Below are 18,452 nucleotides of genomic sequence, written 5' to 3'. Positions count from 1 at the left end.
CTTACATATAGTAAAATCTGTTACCAAAAACAAATCTTTTCTTGTGCTGTTTCGTTTTTCTATCGTATCTTTGTATGCGGAATAAACAGCATGGAAAAACGATCTGTTATAAACAACAGCCGCAAAACATCACTTTCTCCCGCCACGGAAGAGGCGCTATACGGCTATGTTCCCGATACCGAGAAAGATTTCTACGAGGCATTGCGACCGGTTGTACGACTGCCGCAACCGCCGGTCGGGCGCATTTATCATGTGTTCGAACAGGTGCTGCGGCTGGCTGTAGACCGCAAACTCCGCCACAATAAAATTCATTTTGCGGGCATGTTTGCCAAGATAGATTACTTGGTAAAAGAGTTCCGCATTACGTCTCAGCTCGCTATCGATATCAACGGTGCCCGAAACAGAATAAGAAATGTGGCATCGACAGCGCCGGACGAACTCCGAAAAGCCTGCCGCTACGACCTGAAAGCAATATGCGAATTTATTCATGAACTCTATCCCGACACTGCTATTCCTGCCTTCTTAGCCAAATTCTTCCCCGAAGACAGACTGACAACCGTGCCCCCTCGGCGACTCATGGGCAACAGATTGCGAGTTGCCGTGGGCTCTTGGGACGACGAATACATATACGGCATTGCCGAAGAAAGCGGCGAGCAAATCAAACTCTGCTACCGTTTCGACAGCGAATACGGCATGGGCGACTGGTCTTACCTGCGCTCCTTACTGCGCAACGGCACGCAACTCAACGTAGTAAACCCGCGCGAGAATGACGGTATCGTGTATCCCGAATTGCTCATCTACGAACCTGATTACTTGGTAGACATATCGTCTGTAGCCGCTTGTTTCGAAACTTATGCCCACGATGCGCGCATCCACCTGCTCAATAAAATAAAACCCAGCGTGAGTACCGATGCCATATTGCTGGGAAATTTCGCCGGCCAACTGCTCGATGAGGAGGTGCATTCCGAAAATAAAACCTATGCGCAGAGCATCAAGAGTTTCTTCAAACGCAATGCACTCGGCATGGCGGCCTGCGATACACTGGACAAACAGTTCCACGAGAACGCCAAACAGCAGAAACGGAACATACGCCATGCGCTCAAAGAGGTGCTACCCGAGGAAGTCGGCAGCTTCGATTCGCAACGTCTTTTGCTCGAGCCGTCTTTCTTCTGCGAGCTGCTCGGCATACAAGGACGCATGGACTTCCTGCAATCCGATTATCAGGTACTTATCGAACAGAAGGCGGGTAAGGGCGCTTTCCCGCCCGATCCCGATCCCAATACGCCGCGACATCAGGAACGACATTACGTGCAATTACTGCTTTATCGCGCCCTGTTGCACTACAACTTCGGCAAACAAAACAAGGAAGACAAGGCACTTAAGAGGATTTACACCTTCCTTCTTTACTCCAAGTATGCCAATAGTCTGCTCGAATTGGGCAATGCTCCGCGGCTTTTGTTCGAGGCCTTCCGCATTCGAAACGAACTGGTGTTCCTCGAACAGCAATATGCCACCACCGACGGCATGCGTCTTTTGGAGCGGTTGACGCCCGAAAATCTAAACATATCGCATGCTTCAGGACGTCTTTGGGAGCAATACATCCGTCCGCAACTGAACGCTCTGTTGCAGCCCATCCATACGGCAACGCCTCTGCAACGAGCGTATTATCTGCGCTTCATGGCATTCATAGAAACCGAACACCTGCTGGCCAAGGTTGGCAACAAAACCAAAGAGGGTTCCGGTTTTGCCGCCGTATGGAACGATTCCGTGGAAGAAAAGCGGCAGGCAGGCAACATCTACGACAATCTGTCGTTGGCTCCGATCGCATCGGAAGGTAAGGAAGTCGGCACCGTTACGTTACTCTTTGCCCGACAGATGCAGACCGATATGTCGAACTTCCGCACGGGCGACATCGTGATATTGTATCCCTACCCAATCCACAGCGAACCGGATGCACGGCAAACGATGGTGTTTCGTGCCACCATCACCGACATACAAACCAACTGCATACGCCTCGCACTGCGTCATCCGCAAACAGATAAGCGGGCTTTCCTGCGTCCGCAAACCGACAGATGGACCGTAGAACACGATTTCTTCGAGTCGTCTTTCGGGGCTCTCTACCGCGGGTTGCACACCTTTCTGTCGGCTTCACAGGCACGAAAAGACCTTATTCTTGCACAAAGAGCACCGCAACAAGACACACATCTTGCCCTGCAAGGCGATTACGGTGCGTTCAACGAACTCGTTCTAAGAGCCAAACAGGCACGCGACTTCTTCCTCATAATAGGCCCACCCGGTACGGGCAAGACCTCTTTCGGGCTGCTCAACGTGCTCAAGGAGGAACTCTTATCGCCCTCATCCGCCATTCTGCTGACGGCATACACCAATCGTGCGGTCGACGAAATATGCAGCAAACTGTGCGAGGCAGGCATTGATTTCCTCCGTATAGGTTCGTCTTTGAACTGTGAAGAGCGCTATCGAGGGCATTTGTTGGAAGAAAGAGTACAGCAATGCGATACGGTGAGCGACGTTAAAGAGCTCATTGCCCGCACGCGTGTGGTATGTGCAACCACATCGGCCCTTAATGCCAACATTGCATTGCTTACTATGAAACGCTTCGATCTTGCCGTTATAGACGAAGCATCGCAGATACTCGAACCGCATATCATCGGCCTGCTCTGCGCTCAATGTGGCGGCAAAGAGAGCATAGGGCGCTTTGTGATGATAGGCGACCATAAGCAATTGCCGGCCGTGGTGCAGCAAACAACGGAAGAATCGCGCACGGACGAGCCCGAACTACACGCCATCCATCTTACCGACTGCCGGCTCTCACTGTTCGAACGTCTGCTGAAAACGTACCGTAACAATGCCTCCGTAGTCTACATGCTCACCCGTCAAGGACGCATGCATCGCGACATCGCCCGCTTTCCCAGCCAAGCATTCTACGGGAATGCGCTGCAGACAGTGCCTCTACCCCATCAGGAAAGAGTCCTTGCCCCCGTCCTCCAAGGCGCAAAGGGCATAGAAGCGCTCCTGCTGACTCGCCGCATAGCCTTCCTGAACGCCCCTGCCATGGAGGACGAAAGCGCCGTATCCGACAAGACCAACAAGGCAGAAGCGGAGATGATCGCCGCTACTACGGTGGCTGCCTACCGCCTGCATGCACACAATTTCAGCGTGGCGCACACGATAGGCATTATTGTTCCCTACCGCAACCAGATAGCCACGGTGCGCAATGCCATAGACCGATACGGCATAAAGTGCCTGCACGACATCACTATCGATACCGTGGAACGTTATCAGGGAAGCCAACGCGACATTATCATCTACGGCTTTACCGTAAGCAAACGCTACCAGTTAGACTTCTTGTGCAACAATGTGTTTGAGGAAGACGGCGCCGTTATCGACCGCAAACTCAACGTGGCAATGACGCGAGCCCGCGAACATCTCATCCTTATCGGCAATGCCCTGCTGCTTCAGGATAACCGCACATTTGCCCAGCTCATTGCATTTATACGCAACAGACAGAGCTTTTTCGACATCGCCCCCCATGTCTATTGCCGCAGTGAGTTTACCCTGACGCCCGTAAAGGAAGCAGAAACGAAACCAACATAACCGAACGGCGGGCACTCTGCACACTGCAAATAGCAGATATATATACCGTATAAACTCCTTATACGGCACATATTGAAACGATATGCCTACGGTCTGTAGTTCATAAACATAGCATGCATGCACACAGCCGTTACGTTATCGCAATCTTTCAAACGCCAAACAAAGCCATCGTAAGCTCTTTACGCTTCCGAATAATTCCCTTGCTTTTGCACTTTGTTTTCAGAATTAAATACTATCTTTGCAACATTAAACATTGAAATTATGAAGGTAATACAAAGTTCATTGTTCCGCGCAATCTGCGCAATCATCGTGGGTGTGCTGCTTATCAAATACAGAGAGCAGACCGTTACGTGGCTCACGATTTGCATAGGAGTACTGTTTTTTCTTTCCGGCGTTATATCCTGCGCCACCTATTACAGCACAAGGAAGCAGACGAGCGACACGATTGTCTACGACGCCGACGGCAACCAGCTTACCGGTATTAAGCCTACGTTCCCGATAGTAGGACTGGGCAGCCTTATTCTGGGCGTAATACTCGCCCTGATGCCCGATACTTTTATCAACGGACTGGTATATATTCTCGCCGCTATTCTTATATTGGGAGCCGTCAGTCAGTTTGTTATGTTGGCATCGGCCACCAAATACGGACGCATCGGATTTTACTTCTGGATCGTGCCGTCCGTCATTCTACTCATCGGTATTATAGCCATCGTCTACCCTACAGCTATCGCTTCGGCGCCGCTCTTTATCATCGGATGGTGCATGTTGCTTTACGGCGTTACCGAATGTATCAATGCCTTGAAGCTCCATAACCTTAACCGTGCGAACAAAAACGACGGCATTGAAGAAATAAAACAATAACTGCAACATAACCCGATGCAGCAAAAAACATCGCTAACCATGACTTTACAGGAAATTCTTGAGCACAGACGTGCCGTGAGACTCTTCGATTCGTCGAAGCCATTGGATGTGGAAAGCGTGCGCCACTGCATAGAATTGGCCACACTTGCACCCACAAGTTCGAACATGCAACTATGGGAATGTTATCACATTACCGATAAGAATATGCTTCATAAGCTTGCAACAGCATGCTTGGGACAGCGCTCTGCCACCTCTGCACAGCAGATGGTAGTTTTCGTAACACGTCAAGATCGCTACAAAGACCATGCACGCAAGGTACTCGAAGCCAATATAGATAACATTCGGCACAACAGTCCGACAGAAAGACAACCCCATCGTATCAAGCTCATGCAGCAATACTATGGCAAGCTGATGCCTTTTCAATACTCGCGTTTTATAGGCCTATGGGGATTGGTGCGCAAGGCTCTTATCCAATGCGTGGGGTTGTTTCGTCCCATTCCGCGCCAAATGTCGGAAGGCGATGCACGCATTGTGGTGCATAAAAGCTGTGCTTTGGTAGTACAAACCTTCATGCTGGCCATGAGCGAAGTGGGATATGACACCTGTCCTCTTGAGGGCTTTGACAGCTATTTAGTGAAAAAGGCCCTGCATTTGCCCCATACAGGTGAGATAAACATGATTATCGCCTGCGGTATTCGTAAACCCGAAGGCGTACAGGGAGACCGTTTTCGCCTGCCGTTCGATGAAATGTACCGCAGAATTGGCGATTAGAAACTTCGGTCGATAAGATATGAAACGAACTGCAGAGTTACATCTAAGCGTTGCACAATACAAGATAAAGAAAAACAGGCATTACATCTGCCGCCGATAAAGATGCTTTTCATCTTCTTTAAACATGCCGCCTTTTACTATTTCACAACTCGTGTACAAATGCATAACCTTTAGAGTTTGGCATCGAAATTTTTCTCTTATCGGAAATGCAATAATCAAAAATATGGAAATATAATATGAGAATATAATACAAGAAGCCTGAAAGGATCAAGTTCTTTCAGGCTTTTTCTTTTTTATGGCAGTAGTCTGTCCAACTGATAAACTACTGGGTAATAAATACTACTCTTTTGTTCAAATCGTCTAAACGACGCTGTACTTTTTCTATATTCTTCTGTAGTTTATCGAGTTTTTTCTGGCTCTTCACCACCTTCTTATTTGCGTTCTCCACCTTATCTAAAACCTTTGCACGCTCTTTGGCGGCCTTTGCCGATGCTGATGCATCCATTATTGTATAAGACGAAACAGCCTCAGAACTCGCCTCGGCATTGATATCAGAAGCCTTTTTACATAATTCTTGATGGACTGTAAGTGCTTTGTCGTACTTTAATCGCAAGTTCGTTAATTGGGTATTGAGTTTCAGTACTTCTTTCTGAAGTTTAAGATTTTCAACATCTGGAGAACCTGCAACCACACTATTTATTCCTAAGAAAAGTAGCATCAAAGATGCGCATAACATTTTTTTCATAACCTTGTTGATTTTAATTAGTACAATCCTTTTATAAATACTTCACTGCAAATTTAAGAATATTATAACATTTCCACAACAAAAACAAACATAAAATATATATTTCAAGTGTTATTATTGACGTTTATCAAAAGCCTTCTTACTAAACAACCGCGGACATCAGTCCTTCGATATACTTGCAAAGGATGGCTATTCCTCGCACATTCTCTCCTCCTTGCGGAATGATAAGGTCGGCATAACGCTTTGTGGGCTCTATGAACTGTTCATGCATGGGCTTGAGCACCTTAAGATATCGATCGACAACCATTGAAACGGTACGCCCACGGTCCATAATATCGCGCTGGATATTACGGATAAGGCGCTCGTCAGAGTCGCAATCCACGTAAATCTTTAAGTCCATCATCTCACGGAGCTTCTTGTTGAGCAGCGTCATAATGCCTTCTATGATGATTACGGGCTTGGGCTCTACATGAATAGTCTCGGGTAATCGGTTACATTGAAGATAGGAGTAAGTAGGCTGTTCGATGGCTATACCGTTGCGAAGATCATTAACTTGCTGTATCAGGAGTTTCCAATCGAAAGCATCGGGATGATCGAAATTGATGGCATGACGCTCCTCTTCGGTCATTGAAGAGGTATCGTTGTAATAAGAATCGAGCGGTACAACGGCCACATAGTGTGGGGGCAGGGTTTCTACAATACGTTTTACAACGGTCGATTTGCCAGATCCTGTGCCTCCGGCAATACCGATAATCGTTACTTTCTCTTGAAAGTTCTCCATAAATATATTTACTCTAGAATGTCGTTGAACATGATGCGATAGCGTTTGGCTTTATCCTCAACACGCATAGGATATGCCCTCGAACTACTCGGCATGCGGTACAACCGTAAGTTTCTGCCCTCGAAAGGAAACTCGGTATAACCTCCCATTGCAGGAACGGCAATACCATAGTGCTTTGTAAATACGTTTGTAGCCAGCTGACCGGCGGTTAAAACGCCTCTACATTGGGGCAATGAGCGCAACAGAGCATCAAGGTCGGCGGGTTCTACAATCTCTAAATCTTTGTCGGAAGCTGTGTTTTTTGTACGCCGAACGCGCAATGCGGTGTCTGAAATAGCCACTCTTTTGGCCGTAAGAAACGCTTTCAGCGCAGCTACATCGAATGTCCTTTTGCCCTGAACGACGAAATGATTTTTATCGTCGAAGTAGATGTAGCCGAAAATACGCCACATATCGTTCTGAAAGTTGGGATAATAAAACTCCATACACCAACGCTTGCGAGCCGGCGGAAAGGTGCCCAACATGAGCAAGCGTGCATCTCTTGGCATAAAAGGCACAAAGGGATGCGTTTCTATACCTATCATCTAAGTTCCTTTAACAGGTAAACTACAACCGGTAGATGGTCAGAATAACCATCCTGCCATACCCCTCCGGCCGTGGTACGTTTAGGACTGCCTTTATATTTGCCTTCGGTTTGAAAGAGATAGGGCATCCGCTGAATTTGGCAACTCCAATACTTTAAGGTAGAAAAGTCTTTCGAACCGTCTTTATTGAGCAGATTGGGAGTCATTACGATTTGGTCGAACAAGTTCCATGCACCGTTATACATCAGCGTTCCGGTGCCCTTCTTTACCAAGACATTGTACCATGGATTGTACATATCTCCTACTCCTACCTGATTTATCTCTGCCTTTGCCGAAAGTTTCTCGTGCATACTCCTGTCGACAGGATCATCGTTCATGTCGCCCATAACGAAAACTTTACAGGCCGGATCGGCTTTCAAAAGCGAGTCTTTTACCGCTTTAACCTGCTCGCCCGCTATCTCTCGATAGAACGAACCGCTGAAACGGCTCGGCCAGTGGCACACGATAGCTGCGACATGCTCGCCGGCCATCGTCCCGCTCACGGTAAGAAAACCACGCGATTTATATGCACTGTCTTTCTCAAGGCGCTGGACATAAGGCACTAATTTTACATTTCGCACCGCGAAAAGCGAAGGATTGTAAAGCAAAGCACAGTCTATACCGCGCCGATCAGGCCCCTCTACGTGTACATATTTATATCCCCGCGCTTTCAATTCGGGCTGGGCGGTAAGATCATCGAGCACCTTTGCGTTCTCAACTTCGCTAAGTCCGATGATTGCACAACCTATATTGGGCAATTTGTCTGTAGCCATATCGGCCAAAGCCCGTGCCATATTATGAAGTTTATGCGAATATTTCAGCCCGTCCCAATGATAAGAACCCGACGGAAGGAACTCATAATCGTTCTTTCCTGCATCGTGACAAGTATCGAAAAGGTTCTCTTGATTATAGAAACCTACGGCATATACCGAAAATTTCTTTTGCGCTGACACCGAGAAAGTTATCAATAATAAAGCTACAAAGATAATAAGTTGTTTTCTCATTTACTTCATTTGTTTTTAAGTACCATGCTAAAAAGCACGCTAAATCAACATGTTTATAAAGTTTTGCAAATATCGGTAATTAATATGACAAAATAGAATGTTTCGTGAAAAATTAAATAAAAAGGTTCTCTTTTTTAAAATATATTTCGTTACTTTGCACCAAATGTGTAATATCTATTAATTAATCGACTATGCAGAACAAGCTGAAATTAGCTGTGATAGCTTTATGTTATTCCCCTTTAGTCTTTGCCCAAAAAGGCGAAACCGACGGACAGAAAGCTAAAACAATAGACGAATCGGCATTTACTTTTACAGAAGCACAGTTGGGAGAAGACGATAATATGTCGCAAAATGTCACGATCATGAACTCCAACACCAATGTTTATGCTTCCGAAGTGGGATATCTGTTTTCCCCATTACGTTTCCGATATCGTGCTTTCAACCAGAAATATAACGACGTTTACATCAATGGAGCACCCATGAACGATATGGAATCCGGTCAATTTCGTTACTCCTTGGTGGGCGGTCTGAACCAACAAACACGAAATATCGACTTCGCTTTGCCTTTCGAAAGTAACAACTTCGCTATTCCGGGCATGGCTGGAAGCAACAATTATAACTTCCGTGCGGGAAATATGGCGGCAGGGCATCGCCTTACTTTAAGCGGAGCAAACCGCAATTATACCCTCCGGGGCATGTACACATACGCCTCCGGATTTAACAATAAAGGCTGGGCTATCGCCGCCAACATTACTTACCGATGGGCCAACAGAGGCTATGTAGAAGGCACATTCTATAATGCTTTGTCTTATTTCTTCGGCGTTCAGAAGAAGTGGAACAACGGTCACAGCCTCTCATTCTCTACATGGGGCAATCCTACAGAGCGCTCCACGCAGGGTGCTTCGACCGAAGAAGCGTACTGGCTTGCCAATGATTATTACTATAACCCTTATTGGGGATACCAGAATGGGCATAAAAGAAACTCGAGAGTTGTTAATGATTTCGCGCCTTCCGCCCTATTCACATGGGATTGGGACATCAATAAAGATATGAAACTTACAACGACTTTGTTCGGTTCTTATAGCATGTATAAGAGTACGAAGCTCAATTATAACAACTCAGAGAACCCGCAACCCGACTATTGGAAGGCGTTGCCGAGTTCGTACTACGACGTGTGGGATGCAACGGATACACGGTATCGCACCGCTCAAGCATTGGCAGACTGGAACTCGGCATACAACTTTTGGAAAGCAAGCAAGGCCAATCGCCAGATCAACTGGGATCAACTCTACTACGCCAACAAGCAGGCAGCCCTCAATGGCAGCGACGCTTTGTATTTTATTCAGGCAAAACATATCGACAACCTGCGCTTTAATTTGGCCTCGACACTGACGACTCAACTCAACAAGAATGCCGTATGGAACTTAGGTTTCATGCTCGGACAGAACAAAGGGCACCACTATCAGACCATGGAAGATATGCTGGGAGCATCTTCTTTCCATAACATAAACACGTATGCACTGGGAACTTACAGCGCTAACGATCCGCGTATTCAGTACGATTTGAATACTGCAGGGCCCAATAACCTCGGGCGTCTTGTTTACGAAGGCGACAAGTTCGGCTACGATTACGATATTCTTGTGCATAAAGGCCTTGTGTGGACTAACTATGCAGTAAATACCGGTCGCTGGCATTTGATGGCTGCCGGAAAGTTCGGGGCTACGGACATGGCACGCAGAGGCAACATGCGCAACGGCTTGTTTGCTAACAATTCTTTCGGAAAGAGCGGTTATGCAAGGTTCGGAGAGGCCGGCGGAAAGGCAAGCATGATATTTAATGCAGGCGCAGGAAATACGTTTTCATTGGGTGCCGGCTATGAATGGCGTGCACCGAATGCCAATGCAGCGTTCGTATCTCCCGAAATGAACAACGACTTTGTGAATAATCTAAAAGACGAACATGTGTTCAGCAGCGATTTCGGTTATCAGTACCAGAGTCCTTGGCTGCATGCCAATTTGAACGCATATTATAGTTATGTAGACCACATCACGGAGTGGCAGAACTTCTACTACGACGATGTAAATGCATTCTCCTATGTATCTATGACCGGTATCAAGAAAGAATACTACGGCGTAGAGCTGGGCTTGAGGTTCAAACTTACTTCGTTCTTAGATCTTAAAGCTATCGGTTCGTGGAATGAAGCCAAAAACATAAATAATGCACAGGCACGCTATTTGGTTTCTACAAAAGGTGTTTATGTAGACGAAAAGGTATATAATAAGAACATGCGCGAGTCGGGTACGCCGCTTACTACGGCAAGTCTGGGACTGAGTTACCACCAGAAAGGCTGGTTCATCGACCTGAACGGCAACTATTACGACCGCATCTATCTGTCGTATGTACCCAATTATCGCTTCGAAAGTTCACTGAAAATCAGCGGTCAGGTAGACAACTTGGGCAATTACATCGTACCCGAACAGATGAAAGGGCACGGCGGTTTCATGCTCGATGGCAGTATCGGAAAGAACATATACCTAAAGCATGGTTCACTCTCCATTAACCTCATGGTGACCAACATACTGAATAATCAGAAGATTGTTACAGGAGGTTACGAACAAAGCAGAAGCGACTATACGACCAACAACGACGGAACGTTAAGCAATTACCGTTCTTATAAGTTCTCTCGTAACCCGAAAGTGTATCACGCATTCGGCACAAACGGCATGATCAACATAGCATATAAATTCTAAAAGTTTATCGAAATGAAAGATTTGAAATATATTCTGTTCGTGCTTATCTGTACGCTCTTCGTATCTTGTATGGGCGAAGATTATGCCGATCCGCAGGGAAACGGCATGCCTCCTTACGGCAATAACGAACTGCAAGAAACCAATGTCGTTTCCATAGCTGCTCTGAAAACCAAATATGCCAGTACTATTTCATCGAACGGCATGGAACAGATAAGCGAAGATATCCAGATAAAAGGTTATGTTACAGGCAACGATATCGAGGGCAATATCTATAACAGCATTGCTCTGCAAGATGAAACCGGCGCCATTATCATCTCCATCGGACAGGGCGGACTACACGGTTCATTGCCCGTAGGTCAACAAATACTTGTATCACTCAAGGGGTTGGTCATCGGTGGCTACGGCATGCAGCCGCAGATAGGAGCCGTTTATACGAACAAAAACGGTACACAGTCAGTAGGCAGAATGAACCGCTACGCATGGAGTACGCACCATAAAATACTTGGAACTCCCGATGCTTCGAAAGTCAAACCGACAGACTTCGACTTGAGTAAGATAGGTGATCAAACCTATTTAGCAGAAAATTGCGGTAAATTAATGACGCTCAAAAAGGTGAAACTGAAAGATGCAGACGGCAAAGCCGTATTCGCTCCCAACGACGGAAGCGTGCAACTCACCGCCAACAACGTAAACCGCGCTATACAAGGGCATAACAACATCGTGGTTAGAACCAGTACCTATGCCGATTTCGCCAATATGGTAATGCCGACAGAAGTACTGAATATCACCGGTATCTTTACGCGCTTCCGCGACACATGGCAAATCCTGATACGCAGTACTGGTGATATCGAAGAGGCTCCGAAAGCCATTTATCAGCAAAGTTTCGCAGAAAGTCAAGGAGACTTCACCATTTTCAACACCACTCTTCCTACAGAACTTGCCAACGTATGGAGCTGGGTATCTGCCAATTTCGGTATGAAGGCGACGGCATACGTGACAGCCTCTCACGCCAATGTGGCAGCAGAAAGCTGGCTCATCAGTCCGTCTATCGATCTTACAAAGGCCGCAACAGCCTCACTCTCTGTAGATCAGGCGTTGAATTTCCTACAAGGGAACACGCTTAGCAACTTCGCTCAAGTTACAATCAGTACCGATTATCAGAGTGGAGATCCGGCTTCTGCTACGTGGACACCACTCACTCTTTCCCAATATCCTGCCGGCAGCGATTGGAAATTCGTTACGGGTACGACCTCTCTGAACACCTATAAGGGAAAGAAAATACGCATTGCTTTCCATTATAAGAGTACTTCTGCATGCGCTCCTACTTGGGAAGTAAAAAACTTTACCGTAGAATAAACAAAAATAAAGATATAAAACAAGATGAAAAAGCTATTCTATTCATTACTCGTTTTGGCTATGGCAGCCACGACATTTACAAGTTGTGAAGATGTTCCGGCACCTTACAACGATCCTAACAATAACGGTGGCGGTACGACAACAGAGATTACTCCTGCAGGTAGCGGTACGGAGGCCGATCCTTACAACGTAGCGGCAGCCTTGCAAAAGATTAAGGCTCTCGCTGCAAACGTGAACTCAGAACCGATTTACGTTAAAGGTAAAATTGTCTCAATCAAGAGTGTTGAAACTCAAACCTACGGCAATGCAACCTATTACATCTCTGATGACGGTACAGCAAAAAATCAGCTTTACATCTATCAGGGCTATTATCTCGGCAACAAAAAATTTACGGCCGAAGATCAAATCAAGGTGGGCGACGAGGTTGTTATCTATGGTCCGTTCGTAAACTATAATGGCAATACCCCCGAAACAGTAGGCAAAGGCCAAACTTACATCTACTCGCTCAACGGCAAAAAAGATGAAAACGGCGGCGGCACCACGCCTTCTGTAGAGGCCAAGGGCGACGGAACGGAGGCTTCACCCTATAATGTTACGGCGGCCATTGCCAAGGGCACGGCCTCGAATGTATATACAAAAGGCTTCATCGTAGGTTATATTTACGGCAAAACAGCTAAAGACGGAGCCCGTTTCTCCTCCGATACATGCACGGTAACATCCAATGTCTTGATTGCTGCGACGGCTACCGAAAAAGACATTACCAAATGTATGCCGGTACAATTGCCGGCAAATGCCGTCCGTACTGCGGTCAATCTGAAAGACAACAAGACTCATTTGGGTAAAGAAGTGCTTCTCTACGGAGAGATTACAAAGTACTACGGACAGCCCGGCATTAAATCTGTAACCTATGCAGAAATCGACGGCAAGACCGCCGGAACTAAGCCCGGAGCAGCTTCTGATGCCATTCTCAATGAGACATTTGCTACAAGTTTAGGAAAATTCACCGTTGCCAACGAAGTCGATCTTGCAGCAGGAACAACCGTATGGCAGGCAGATACTAAATATAAATGCGCCAAAGCAACCGCATACATCAATAAAGTAAGAGTGACAAGCGATAGCTGGCTCATCTCTCCGGCATTGGATTTAAGCAGCGTTACCAAAGCTACGCTCTCGTTTGAACAGGCAGGTAGATACTTCGGAACCGTGGCCGATGAAATCAAGGTACTCGTTTCTACCGACTATAACAGCGGGAAACCGTCTACTGCAACATGGACACCGCTCACATTAAGCGCAACAGTAACAAACAAAGACTTTACTTTCGTCGCCACAACAGCCGATCTGCAAGCCTTCGTAGGCAAGGCAAACGTACGCATAGCCTTTGAATATAAGTCAACCACAACAACTGCCGGTACATGGCAACTAAGAAACCTAATCGTAAAATAATATATCTTATATTTGGCTGATTACGAAATTCTTCGTAATTTTGCAGCCCAAACAACGATTATTATAAATACATATTAAAATGAAAAAAGGTATTCATCCCGAAAACTATCGCCCCGTTGTATTCAAAGATATGTCCAACGGCGATATGTTCCTTACCAAGTCTACATGCAAAACAAATGATACTGTAGAGTTTGAAGGCGAAACTTATCCGGTGGTAAAAGTGGAAATTTCAAGCACCTCTCACCCATTCTATACAGGTAAGAGCAAGCTTGTCGACACAGCAGGTCGTGTAGACCGCTTCATGAACCGCTACGGCAAGTTGAAGAAATAATATATCAATCAGCTTTTAGAATATAATTGAAAGAGGTGCGTCCTAACGTAATTGCACATACGTTAGCACGCACTTTTTTTATTTAAACATGTATCTATGAACGGATGGAAAGCCATATCGATGGCTATAATTGCGGCGGTAGCCTTATCGGCATGCGGCAATGACAGCGAAGATAACGGAGGCAACAAGGCCGAAACCAATGCTAATAAAAACATAGCTACGGCAAATATGCCTGCTGAAATTACGCATTTGGAGTTTCCGAAAGTAAAAGGAGGCAGCAGCGAAGTCATTGTACACTCGACAACGCAATACGGTATGACGTATGCACTCGAATGGGACCACACGAAACGCGCACAAAGATGGACGTGTTTCGAGATAACTACTGCCAACAGAGTGAAGAACTGGTCGCGCTATAAATGGAATTCGACTTCTTGGGGAGGCGATCCTTTCCAGCTCGATCCCAAGGTCCCCAAGAACGAACAACCACCTGTAAGAGGAGAATTCAGCGGGAGTTATTACCCTGATGGAGGGAAATCCTATTATCAGCGGGGCCATATATGCGCCTCGGAAGACCGTGTTTATTCGAAAGATGCCAACGAACAAACGTTCTATATGACGAACATGATGCCGCAAGTAGGCAACTTTAACGGCAAAATATGGGCAAAATTGGAAGAAAGAGTGCGCACGTTAGCCCTGAATACTGATACTTTATTCGTATGCAAAGGCGGAACCATCGACAACAGCGAGCAGATATTGGGTTACACTCGCAGCCGTTTTATCGTGCCGCGCTACTTCTTTATGGCATTGCTTGCCAAGAACAAATTAGGCTACAAGGCCATAGGTTTCTGGGTAGAACATCTTAACGAAGACCACAGCAACGACAAACTGGGCATTTATGCCGTGAACATAGCAGACTTGGAAAAGAAAACCGGCATCGATTTCTTCTGCAATTTGCCCGACGACATAGAAAAACAAGTAGAAACGCTCGATATAGACAACGTAAAACGTGCTTGGGGATTTTAATTTTACACCGCCGTTCTGCAATCTGCATCCACAACGATAAACCGCACCAAACTGCCATCTTGCAGTTCGATGCGGTTTATTTCAATATCGAAACATAGATAATCCCTGCCCATTTCTTCCCAAAAGAAGAGATTACAAAAATTTATTTTGTCTATCCCCGTCATAGTCTTCAAAGACAAAAGAACAGCACCCCGATTACTTTCTTAAAAAGATTTAGACAACCTAAGTCCCTACCGCACAACTGTCAAACACTCATCCCCAATCGCTTATCTCTCATCCCTATTCCCGACACACCGCCTTTTTAACAGCCTTACACCCTACCTCTAAGGCAAACAAACATACCGCCTGCGTGTTACCAAAAGCCGGCACACAGAAAAAAGAGCCGCACCTCATAAGAGATGCAGCCCATGATTTTCGAAATTATTTATTCACACTATTACCTGCAATTACTTGGCATGCGAGTTGATGGGAACCGAATTAATCTTCGTACCTCTGGTCATCGCCTTTGCAAGAGTCTTCCTCTCCAGATTAAACTCATCCACTTCATCGGTATTCTGTCCTATCATTACTCCGTTAAACTTGCTGCTGTCGAGATAGAACCCATTGCTTACGCTATGGGCATCCAGCCTCATAACACGCTTCTTTCCGTACTGGTTAGGATCGTATTCAAGATAAATATCGCCCGTACGCGGATCGATGTACCACGAAAAACTCAACACATCCGTACCTTCACTATAATAATCGTACTCCCTGCCACGACCATTCAGCGATTTCGAATTATACTGATCGAAGATAAATTCCACGTCCAGATTTTGCGTAACTCGCTGTCCGTTCTCCGTATATTGTGCAACAAGCGTACCTCCCCATATACCGCGAAGCATTTGCGCCTCCTCGTTAAGCGCATCAGTGCCATAATTAAACGGCCGGTTATACCAATCGTAGCTGTCGTACCAACTACCGTAATAGTCGTAATAATCATAGTCTCCGTACCACGGATCGCTGTCGCAAGAGGTGAAAGTTGCCAGCAATCCAACCATTATTGCCATTGGTAAAAGTTTATACATCCTTTTCATAATCTTATATTTTTTATATTGTTGTTTATTCATCTAATCGGTATTGCAAAGATATACTATCCGTCTCTTGTCTGCAATGATAAAATCTATATTTGTAAGTAGGGGTTTCCCTATTCGTTGGTAGGGAAAAACGGTTTATTTAGTTTATTTATGTTTTTTCGGCTTTTGCATGTCATATTATTTATATACCTTTGTAGATAGCAGCACACAGAGTGGGCCCATATAATATTGGCACAGTGTTTGCTTGCAATAATTACAATTACGGATAATAATATCTATAGAAATATTTATAAACAACAAAACCCAATAAACCAAAAAGATGAAAACAGTATACGAATTTACTGTCAAAGACAGAAAGGGAAACGACGTATCTTTGAAAGAGTATGCCAACGAGGTGCTCCTCATAGTAAACACGGCTACCAAATGCGGATTTACCCCGCAATACGAAGAACTGGAGGCTCTTTACAAGAAATACCACGCACAGGGGTTCGAAATTCTCGACTTCCCTTGCAATCAGTTCGGCCAACAAGCCCCGGGAACCGATGAAAGTATCCACGAATTTTGTAAGCTGAACTACGGCACAGAGTTCCCTCAATTCAAGAAAATCAAGGTAAACGGCGACGAAGCAGCACCTCTCTATAAGTTCTTGAAAGAACAAAAAGGCTTTGCAGGCTGGGACAAAAGCCACCCCATATACCCCATTCTCGACAAGATGCTTAGCGAGGCAGATCCGAATTACAAGGAAAATGCCGAAATCAAATGGAACTTCACCAAGTTCTTGATTAACAAGAAAGGGCAGGTAGTGGCACGCTTCGAGCCCACCGAAAAGATTGCAAACATCGAAAAGCAGATAGAAGAACTGCTGAAATAATCAGGATTTTGGGGGGGTGAATGACGAATTATGCCTGCCGACATTATGAATGTTGATTTAGAATTTAGGAGCTTTGATTAATGCTTTAGGTATTAATAATGTTAATCGTCAAATCGTTTAGCTCTTCAATCATAATCATTCATTCATAATGCAAGGCATAATTCGCCATTCAAAATTTCTAATTCATCATTCGCAAATGCCGCAGGCATAATGCGTAATTCTTAATTCAAAACTCAAAATTAAAGAAACATGTCTGACAAAGAATATACCCGTTGCCTCATTATAGGCAGCGGACCGGCCGGTTACACAGCGGCCATATATGCCGGAAGAGCCAATCTGAAGCCGATAGAATACTGCGGTATTCAGCCCGGAGGGCAGCTCACGCAGACCACGGAAGTAGAGAATTTCCCGGGATACCCGCAAGGTATCGACGGTAACCGGATGATGGCGGATCTTCGCGAGCAGGCTGAACGCTTCGGAACCGACGTGCGCGACGGCGAAATAGTTAAGGCCGACTTCAGCAAGTCGCCCTATGTGCTCACCACAGATCGCGGTACACAGATCGAAGCCGATACGGTTATCATCGCTACAGGGGCCTCGGCAAAGTATCTCGGCTTAGAAGACGAGAAGAAATACAACGGACAAGGCGTCAGCGCATGTGCCACCTGCGACGGATTTTTCTATCGCAAAAAGACCGTGGCCGTGGTGGGCGGCGGCGATACGGCATGCGAAGAGGCGCTCTATTTGGCAAACCTCTGCAAAAAGGTGTACATGATAGTGCGCAAAAACTACCTGCGTGCTTCCGACGTAATGCGCCAACGGGTGGAAAACAAAGACAATATAGAAATCTTATACGAGCACAATACGCTCGGTCTTTATGGCGAGAATGGCGTGGAAGGCGCACACCTTGTCAAACGTAAAGGCGAGGCCGATGAGCAGAAATACGACCTTCCGATAGACGGATTTTTTCTTGCCATCGGTCATAAACCCAACACCGACGTGTTCAAAGAGTGGCTCGATCTCGACGAAACCGGCTACATCAAGACCGAAAACGGTACCCCCCGTACCAAGATCAAAGGCGTTTTTGCAGCCGGAGATTGTGCCGATCCTGTTTACAGGCAGGCCATCGTCGCAGCCGGAAGCGGCTGTATGGCAGCCTTAGAGGCAGAACGTTACTTGGGAACTATCGGAAAATAGCAGTTTCA

At 46.0% G+C, this 18,452-nt stretch carries 15 protein-coding genes; 10 read left to right on the top strand and 5 right to left on the bottom strand.

Annotation, left to right across the window (positions count from 1 at the left end; translation table 11 throughout):
- The first annotated feature begins 90 nt into the window (after positions 1-90).
- The 3 genes from HMPREF0663_RS08120 (at position 91) to HMPREF0663_RS08110 (ending at position 5,247) form a co-directional block, all read left to right on the top strand.
- A complete protein-coding gene (locus HMPREF0663_RS08120) occupies positions 91-3,615 on the top strand; it encodes a DEAD/DEAH box helicase (RefSeq protein ID WP_004369933.1) in 3,525 nt (1,174 codons plus the stop codon).
- A 261-nt stretch (positions 3,616-3,876) separates the two neighbouring features.
- Positions 3,877-4,476, top strand: a complete 600-nt coding sequence (locus HMPREF0663_RS08115; RefSeq protein ID WP_004369932.1) for an HdeD family acid-resistance protein — start codon at positions 3,877-3,879, stop codon at positions 4,474-4,476.
- 39 nt (positions 4,477-4,515) lie between these two features.
- Positions 4,516-5,247 carry a nitroreductase family protein gene (locus HMPREF0663_RS08110; RefSeq protein ID WP_016665228.1) on the top strand — a complete coding sequence of 244 codons (732 nt, stop codon included), beginning with the start codon at positions 4,516-4,518 and terminating at the stop codon, positions 5,245-5,247.
- 322 nt (positions 5,248-5,569) lie between these two features.
- Here the strand turns inward: HMPREF0663_RS08110 and HMPREF0663_RS08105 are convergent, their stop codons facing one another.
- The 4 genes from HMPREF0663_RS08105 to HMPREF0663_RS08090 all read right to left on the bottom strand — a co-directional run bounded on the left by HMPREF0663_RS08105 (position 5,570) and on the right by HMPREF0663_RS08090 (position 8,400).
- Complete coding sequence (locus HMPREF0663_RS08105) at positions 5,570-5,992, bottom strand: hypothetical protein (RefSeq protein ID WP_004369930.1); 423 nt, start codon at positions 5,990-5,992, stop codon at positions 5,570-5,572.
- 142 nt (positions 5,993-6,134) lie between these two features.
- Positions 6,135-6,773, bottom strand: coding sequence for a uridine kinase (gene udk / locus HMPREF0663_RS08100; RefSeq protein ID WP_004369929.1), 639 nt, complete (start codon positions 6,771-6,773; stop codon positions 6,135-6,137).
- An 8-nt stretch (positions 6,774-6,781) separates the two neighbouring features.
- Positions 6,782-7,357 (bottom strand): uracil-DNA glycosylase family protein, encoded by a 576-nt coding sequence (locus HMPREF0663_RS08095; RefSeq protein ID WP_004369928.1) that lies wholly within the window; start codon positions 7,355-7,357, stop codon positions 6,782-6,784.
- Entirely contained in the window at positions 7,354-8,400 is a 1,047-nt protein-coding gene (locus HMPREF0663_RS08090; RefSeq protein WP_004369927.1) for an endonuclease/exonuclease/phosphatase family protein, read from the bottom strand. Before HMPREF0663_RS08090 ends, HMPREF0663_RS08095 begins: the two co-directional genes overlap by 4 nt.
- A gap of 191 nt (positions 8,401-8,591) precedes the next feature.
- Between HMPREF0663_RS08090 and HMPREF0663_RS08085 the strand changes: the two genes are divergently transcribed.
- The 5 genes from HMPREF0663_RS08085 to HMPREF0663_RS08065 all read left to right on the top strand — a co-directional run bounded on the left by HMPREF0663_RS08085 (position 8,592) and on the right by HMPREF0663_RS08065 (position 15,303).
- Complete coding sequence (locus HMPREF0663_RS08085; protein WP_004369926.1) at positions 8,592-11,150, top strand: TonB-dependent receptor; 2,559 nt, start codon at positions 8,592-8,594, stop codon at positions 11,148-11,150.
- A 12-nt stretch (positions 11,151-11,162) separates the two neighbouring features.
- The gene (locus HMPREF0663_RS08080; protein WP_004369925.1) at positions 11,163-12,506 is read left to right on the top strand and encodes a DUF5689 domain-containing protein; all 1,344 of its coding nucleotides are present in this window, start codon (positions 11,163-11,165) and stop codon (positions 12,504-12,506) included.
- Positions 12,507-12,530: 24 nt separating this feature from the next.
- Positions 12,531-13,949 carry a DUF6359 domain-containing protein gene (locus HMPREF0663_RS08075; protein WP_004369924.1) on the top strand — a complete coding sequence of 473 codons (1,419 nt, stop codon included), beginning with the start codon at positions 12,531-12,533 and terminating at the stop codon, positions 13,947-13,949.
- A 79-nt stretch (positions 13,950-14,028) separates the two neighbouring features.
- On the top strand, positions 14,029-14,280 hold the full coding sequence (locus tag HMPREF0663_RS08070; protein ID WP_004369923.1) for a type B 50S ribosomal protein L31: 252 nt from the start codon (positions 14,029-14,031) through the stop codon (positions 14,278-14,280).
- Positions 14,281-14,376: 96 nt separating this feature from the next.
- Entirely contained in the window at positions 14,377-15,303 is a 927-nt protein-coding gene (locus tag HMPREF0663_RS08065) for a DNA/RNA non-specific endonuclease (RefSeq protein ID WP_004369922.1), read from the top strand.
- A 446-nt stretch (positions 15,304-15,749) separates the two neighbouring features.
- Here HMPREF0663_RS08065 and HMPREF0663_RS08060 read toward each other — a convergent pair whose 3' ends face one another.
- Entirely contained in the window at positions 15,750-16,376 is a 627-nt protein-coding gene (locus HMPREF0663_RS08060; RefSeq protein ID WP_016665229.1) for a hypothetical protein, read from the bottom strand.
- Positions 16,377-16,695: 319 nt separating this feature from the next.
- Here HMPREF0663_RS08060 and HMPREF0663_RS08055 point away from each other — a divergent pair, with 319 nt between their 5' ends.
- Together HMPREF0663_RS08055 and trxB are read left to right on the top strand one after the other, a co-directional pair.
- Positions 16,696-17,247 carry a glutathione peroxidase gene (locus HMPREF0663_RS08055; protein WP_004369918.1) on the top strand — a complete coding sequence of 184 codons (552 nt, stop codon included), beginning with the start codon at positions 16,696-16,698 and terminating at the stop codon, positions 17,245-17,247.
- Positions 17,248-17,496: 249 nt separating this feature from the next.
- Entirely contained in the window at positions 17,497-18,444 is a 948-nt protein-coding gene (gene trxB / locus HMPREF0663_RS08050; protein ID WP_004369917.1) for a thioredoxin-disulfide reductase, read from the top strand.
- Positions 18,445-18,452 lie beyond the last annotated feature (8 nt).

Origin of the sequence: Hoylesella oralis ATCC 33269 (assembly GCF_000185145.2) — a bacterium.
GTDB lineage: Bacteria > Bacteroidota > Bacteroidia > Bacteroidales > Bacteroidaceae > Prevotella > Prevotella phocaeensis.
This window is presented reverse-complemented; position numbering and strand designations above follow the sequence as displayed.

Coding starts and splice junctions, on each gene's coding strand:
- HMPREF0663_RS08080 (WP_004369925.1), top strand. CDS start 11,163: ATGAAAGATTTGAAATATATTCTGTTCGTGCTTATCTGTACGCTCTTC.
- HMPREF0663_RS08085 (WP_004369926.1), top strand. CDS start 8,592: ATGCAGAACAAGCTGAAATTAGCTGTGATAGCTTTATGTTATTCCCCT.
- HMPREF0663_RS08105 (WP_004369930.1), bottom strand. CDS start 5,992: ATGAAAAAAATGTTATGCGCATCTTTGATGCTACTTTTCTTAGGAATA.
- HMPREF0663_RS08060 (WP_016665229.1), bottom strand. CDS start 16,376: ATGAAAAGGATGTATAAACTTTTACCAATGGCAATAATGGTTGGATTG.
- HMPREF0663_RS08070 (WP_004369923.1), top strand. CDS start 14,029: ATGAAAAAAGGTATTCATCCCGAAAACTATCGCCCCGTTGTATTCAAA.
- HMPREF0663_RS08065 (WP_004369922.1), top strand. CDS start 14,377: ATGAACGGATGGAAAGCCATATCGATGGCTATAATTGCGGCGGTAGCC.
- trxB (WP_004369917.1), top strand. CDS start 17,497: ATGTCTGACAAAGAATATACCCGTTGCCTCATTATAGGCAGCGGACCG.
- HMPREF0663_RS08110 (WP_016665228.1), top strand. CDS start 4,516: ATGACTTTACAGGAAATTCTTGAGCACAGACGTGCCGTGAGACTCTTC.
- HMPREF0663_RS08120 (WP_004369933.1), top strand. CDS start 91: ATGGAAAAACGATCTGTTATAAACAACAGCCGCAAAACATCACTTTCT.
- HMPREF0663_RS08115 (WP_004369932.1), top strand. CDS start 3,877: ATGAAGGTAATACAAAGTTCATTGTTCCGCGCAATCTGCGCAATCATC.
- udk (WP_004369929.1), bottom strand. CDS start 6,773: ATGGAGAACTTTCAAGAGAAAGTAACGATTATCGGTATTGCCGGAGGC.
- HMPREF0663_RS08090 (WP_004369927.1), bottom strand. CDS start 8,400: ATGAGAAAACAACTTATTATCTTTGTAGCTTTATTATTGATAACTTTC.
- HMPREF0663_RS08095 (WP_004369928.1), bottom strand. CDS start 7,357: ATGATAGGTATAGAAACGCATCCCTTTGTGCCTTTTATGCCAAGAGAT.
- HMPREF0663_RS08075 (WP_004369924.1), top strand. CDS start 12,531: ATGAAAAAGCTATTCTATTCATTACTCGTTTTGGCTATGGCAGCCACG.
- HMPREF0663_RS08055 (WP_004369918.1), top strand. CDS start 16,696: ATGAAAACAGTATACGAATTTACTGTCAAAGACAGAAAGGGAAACGAC.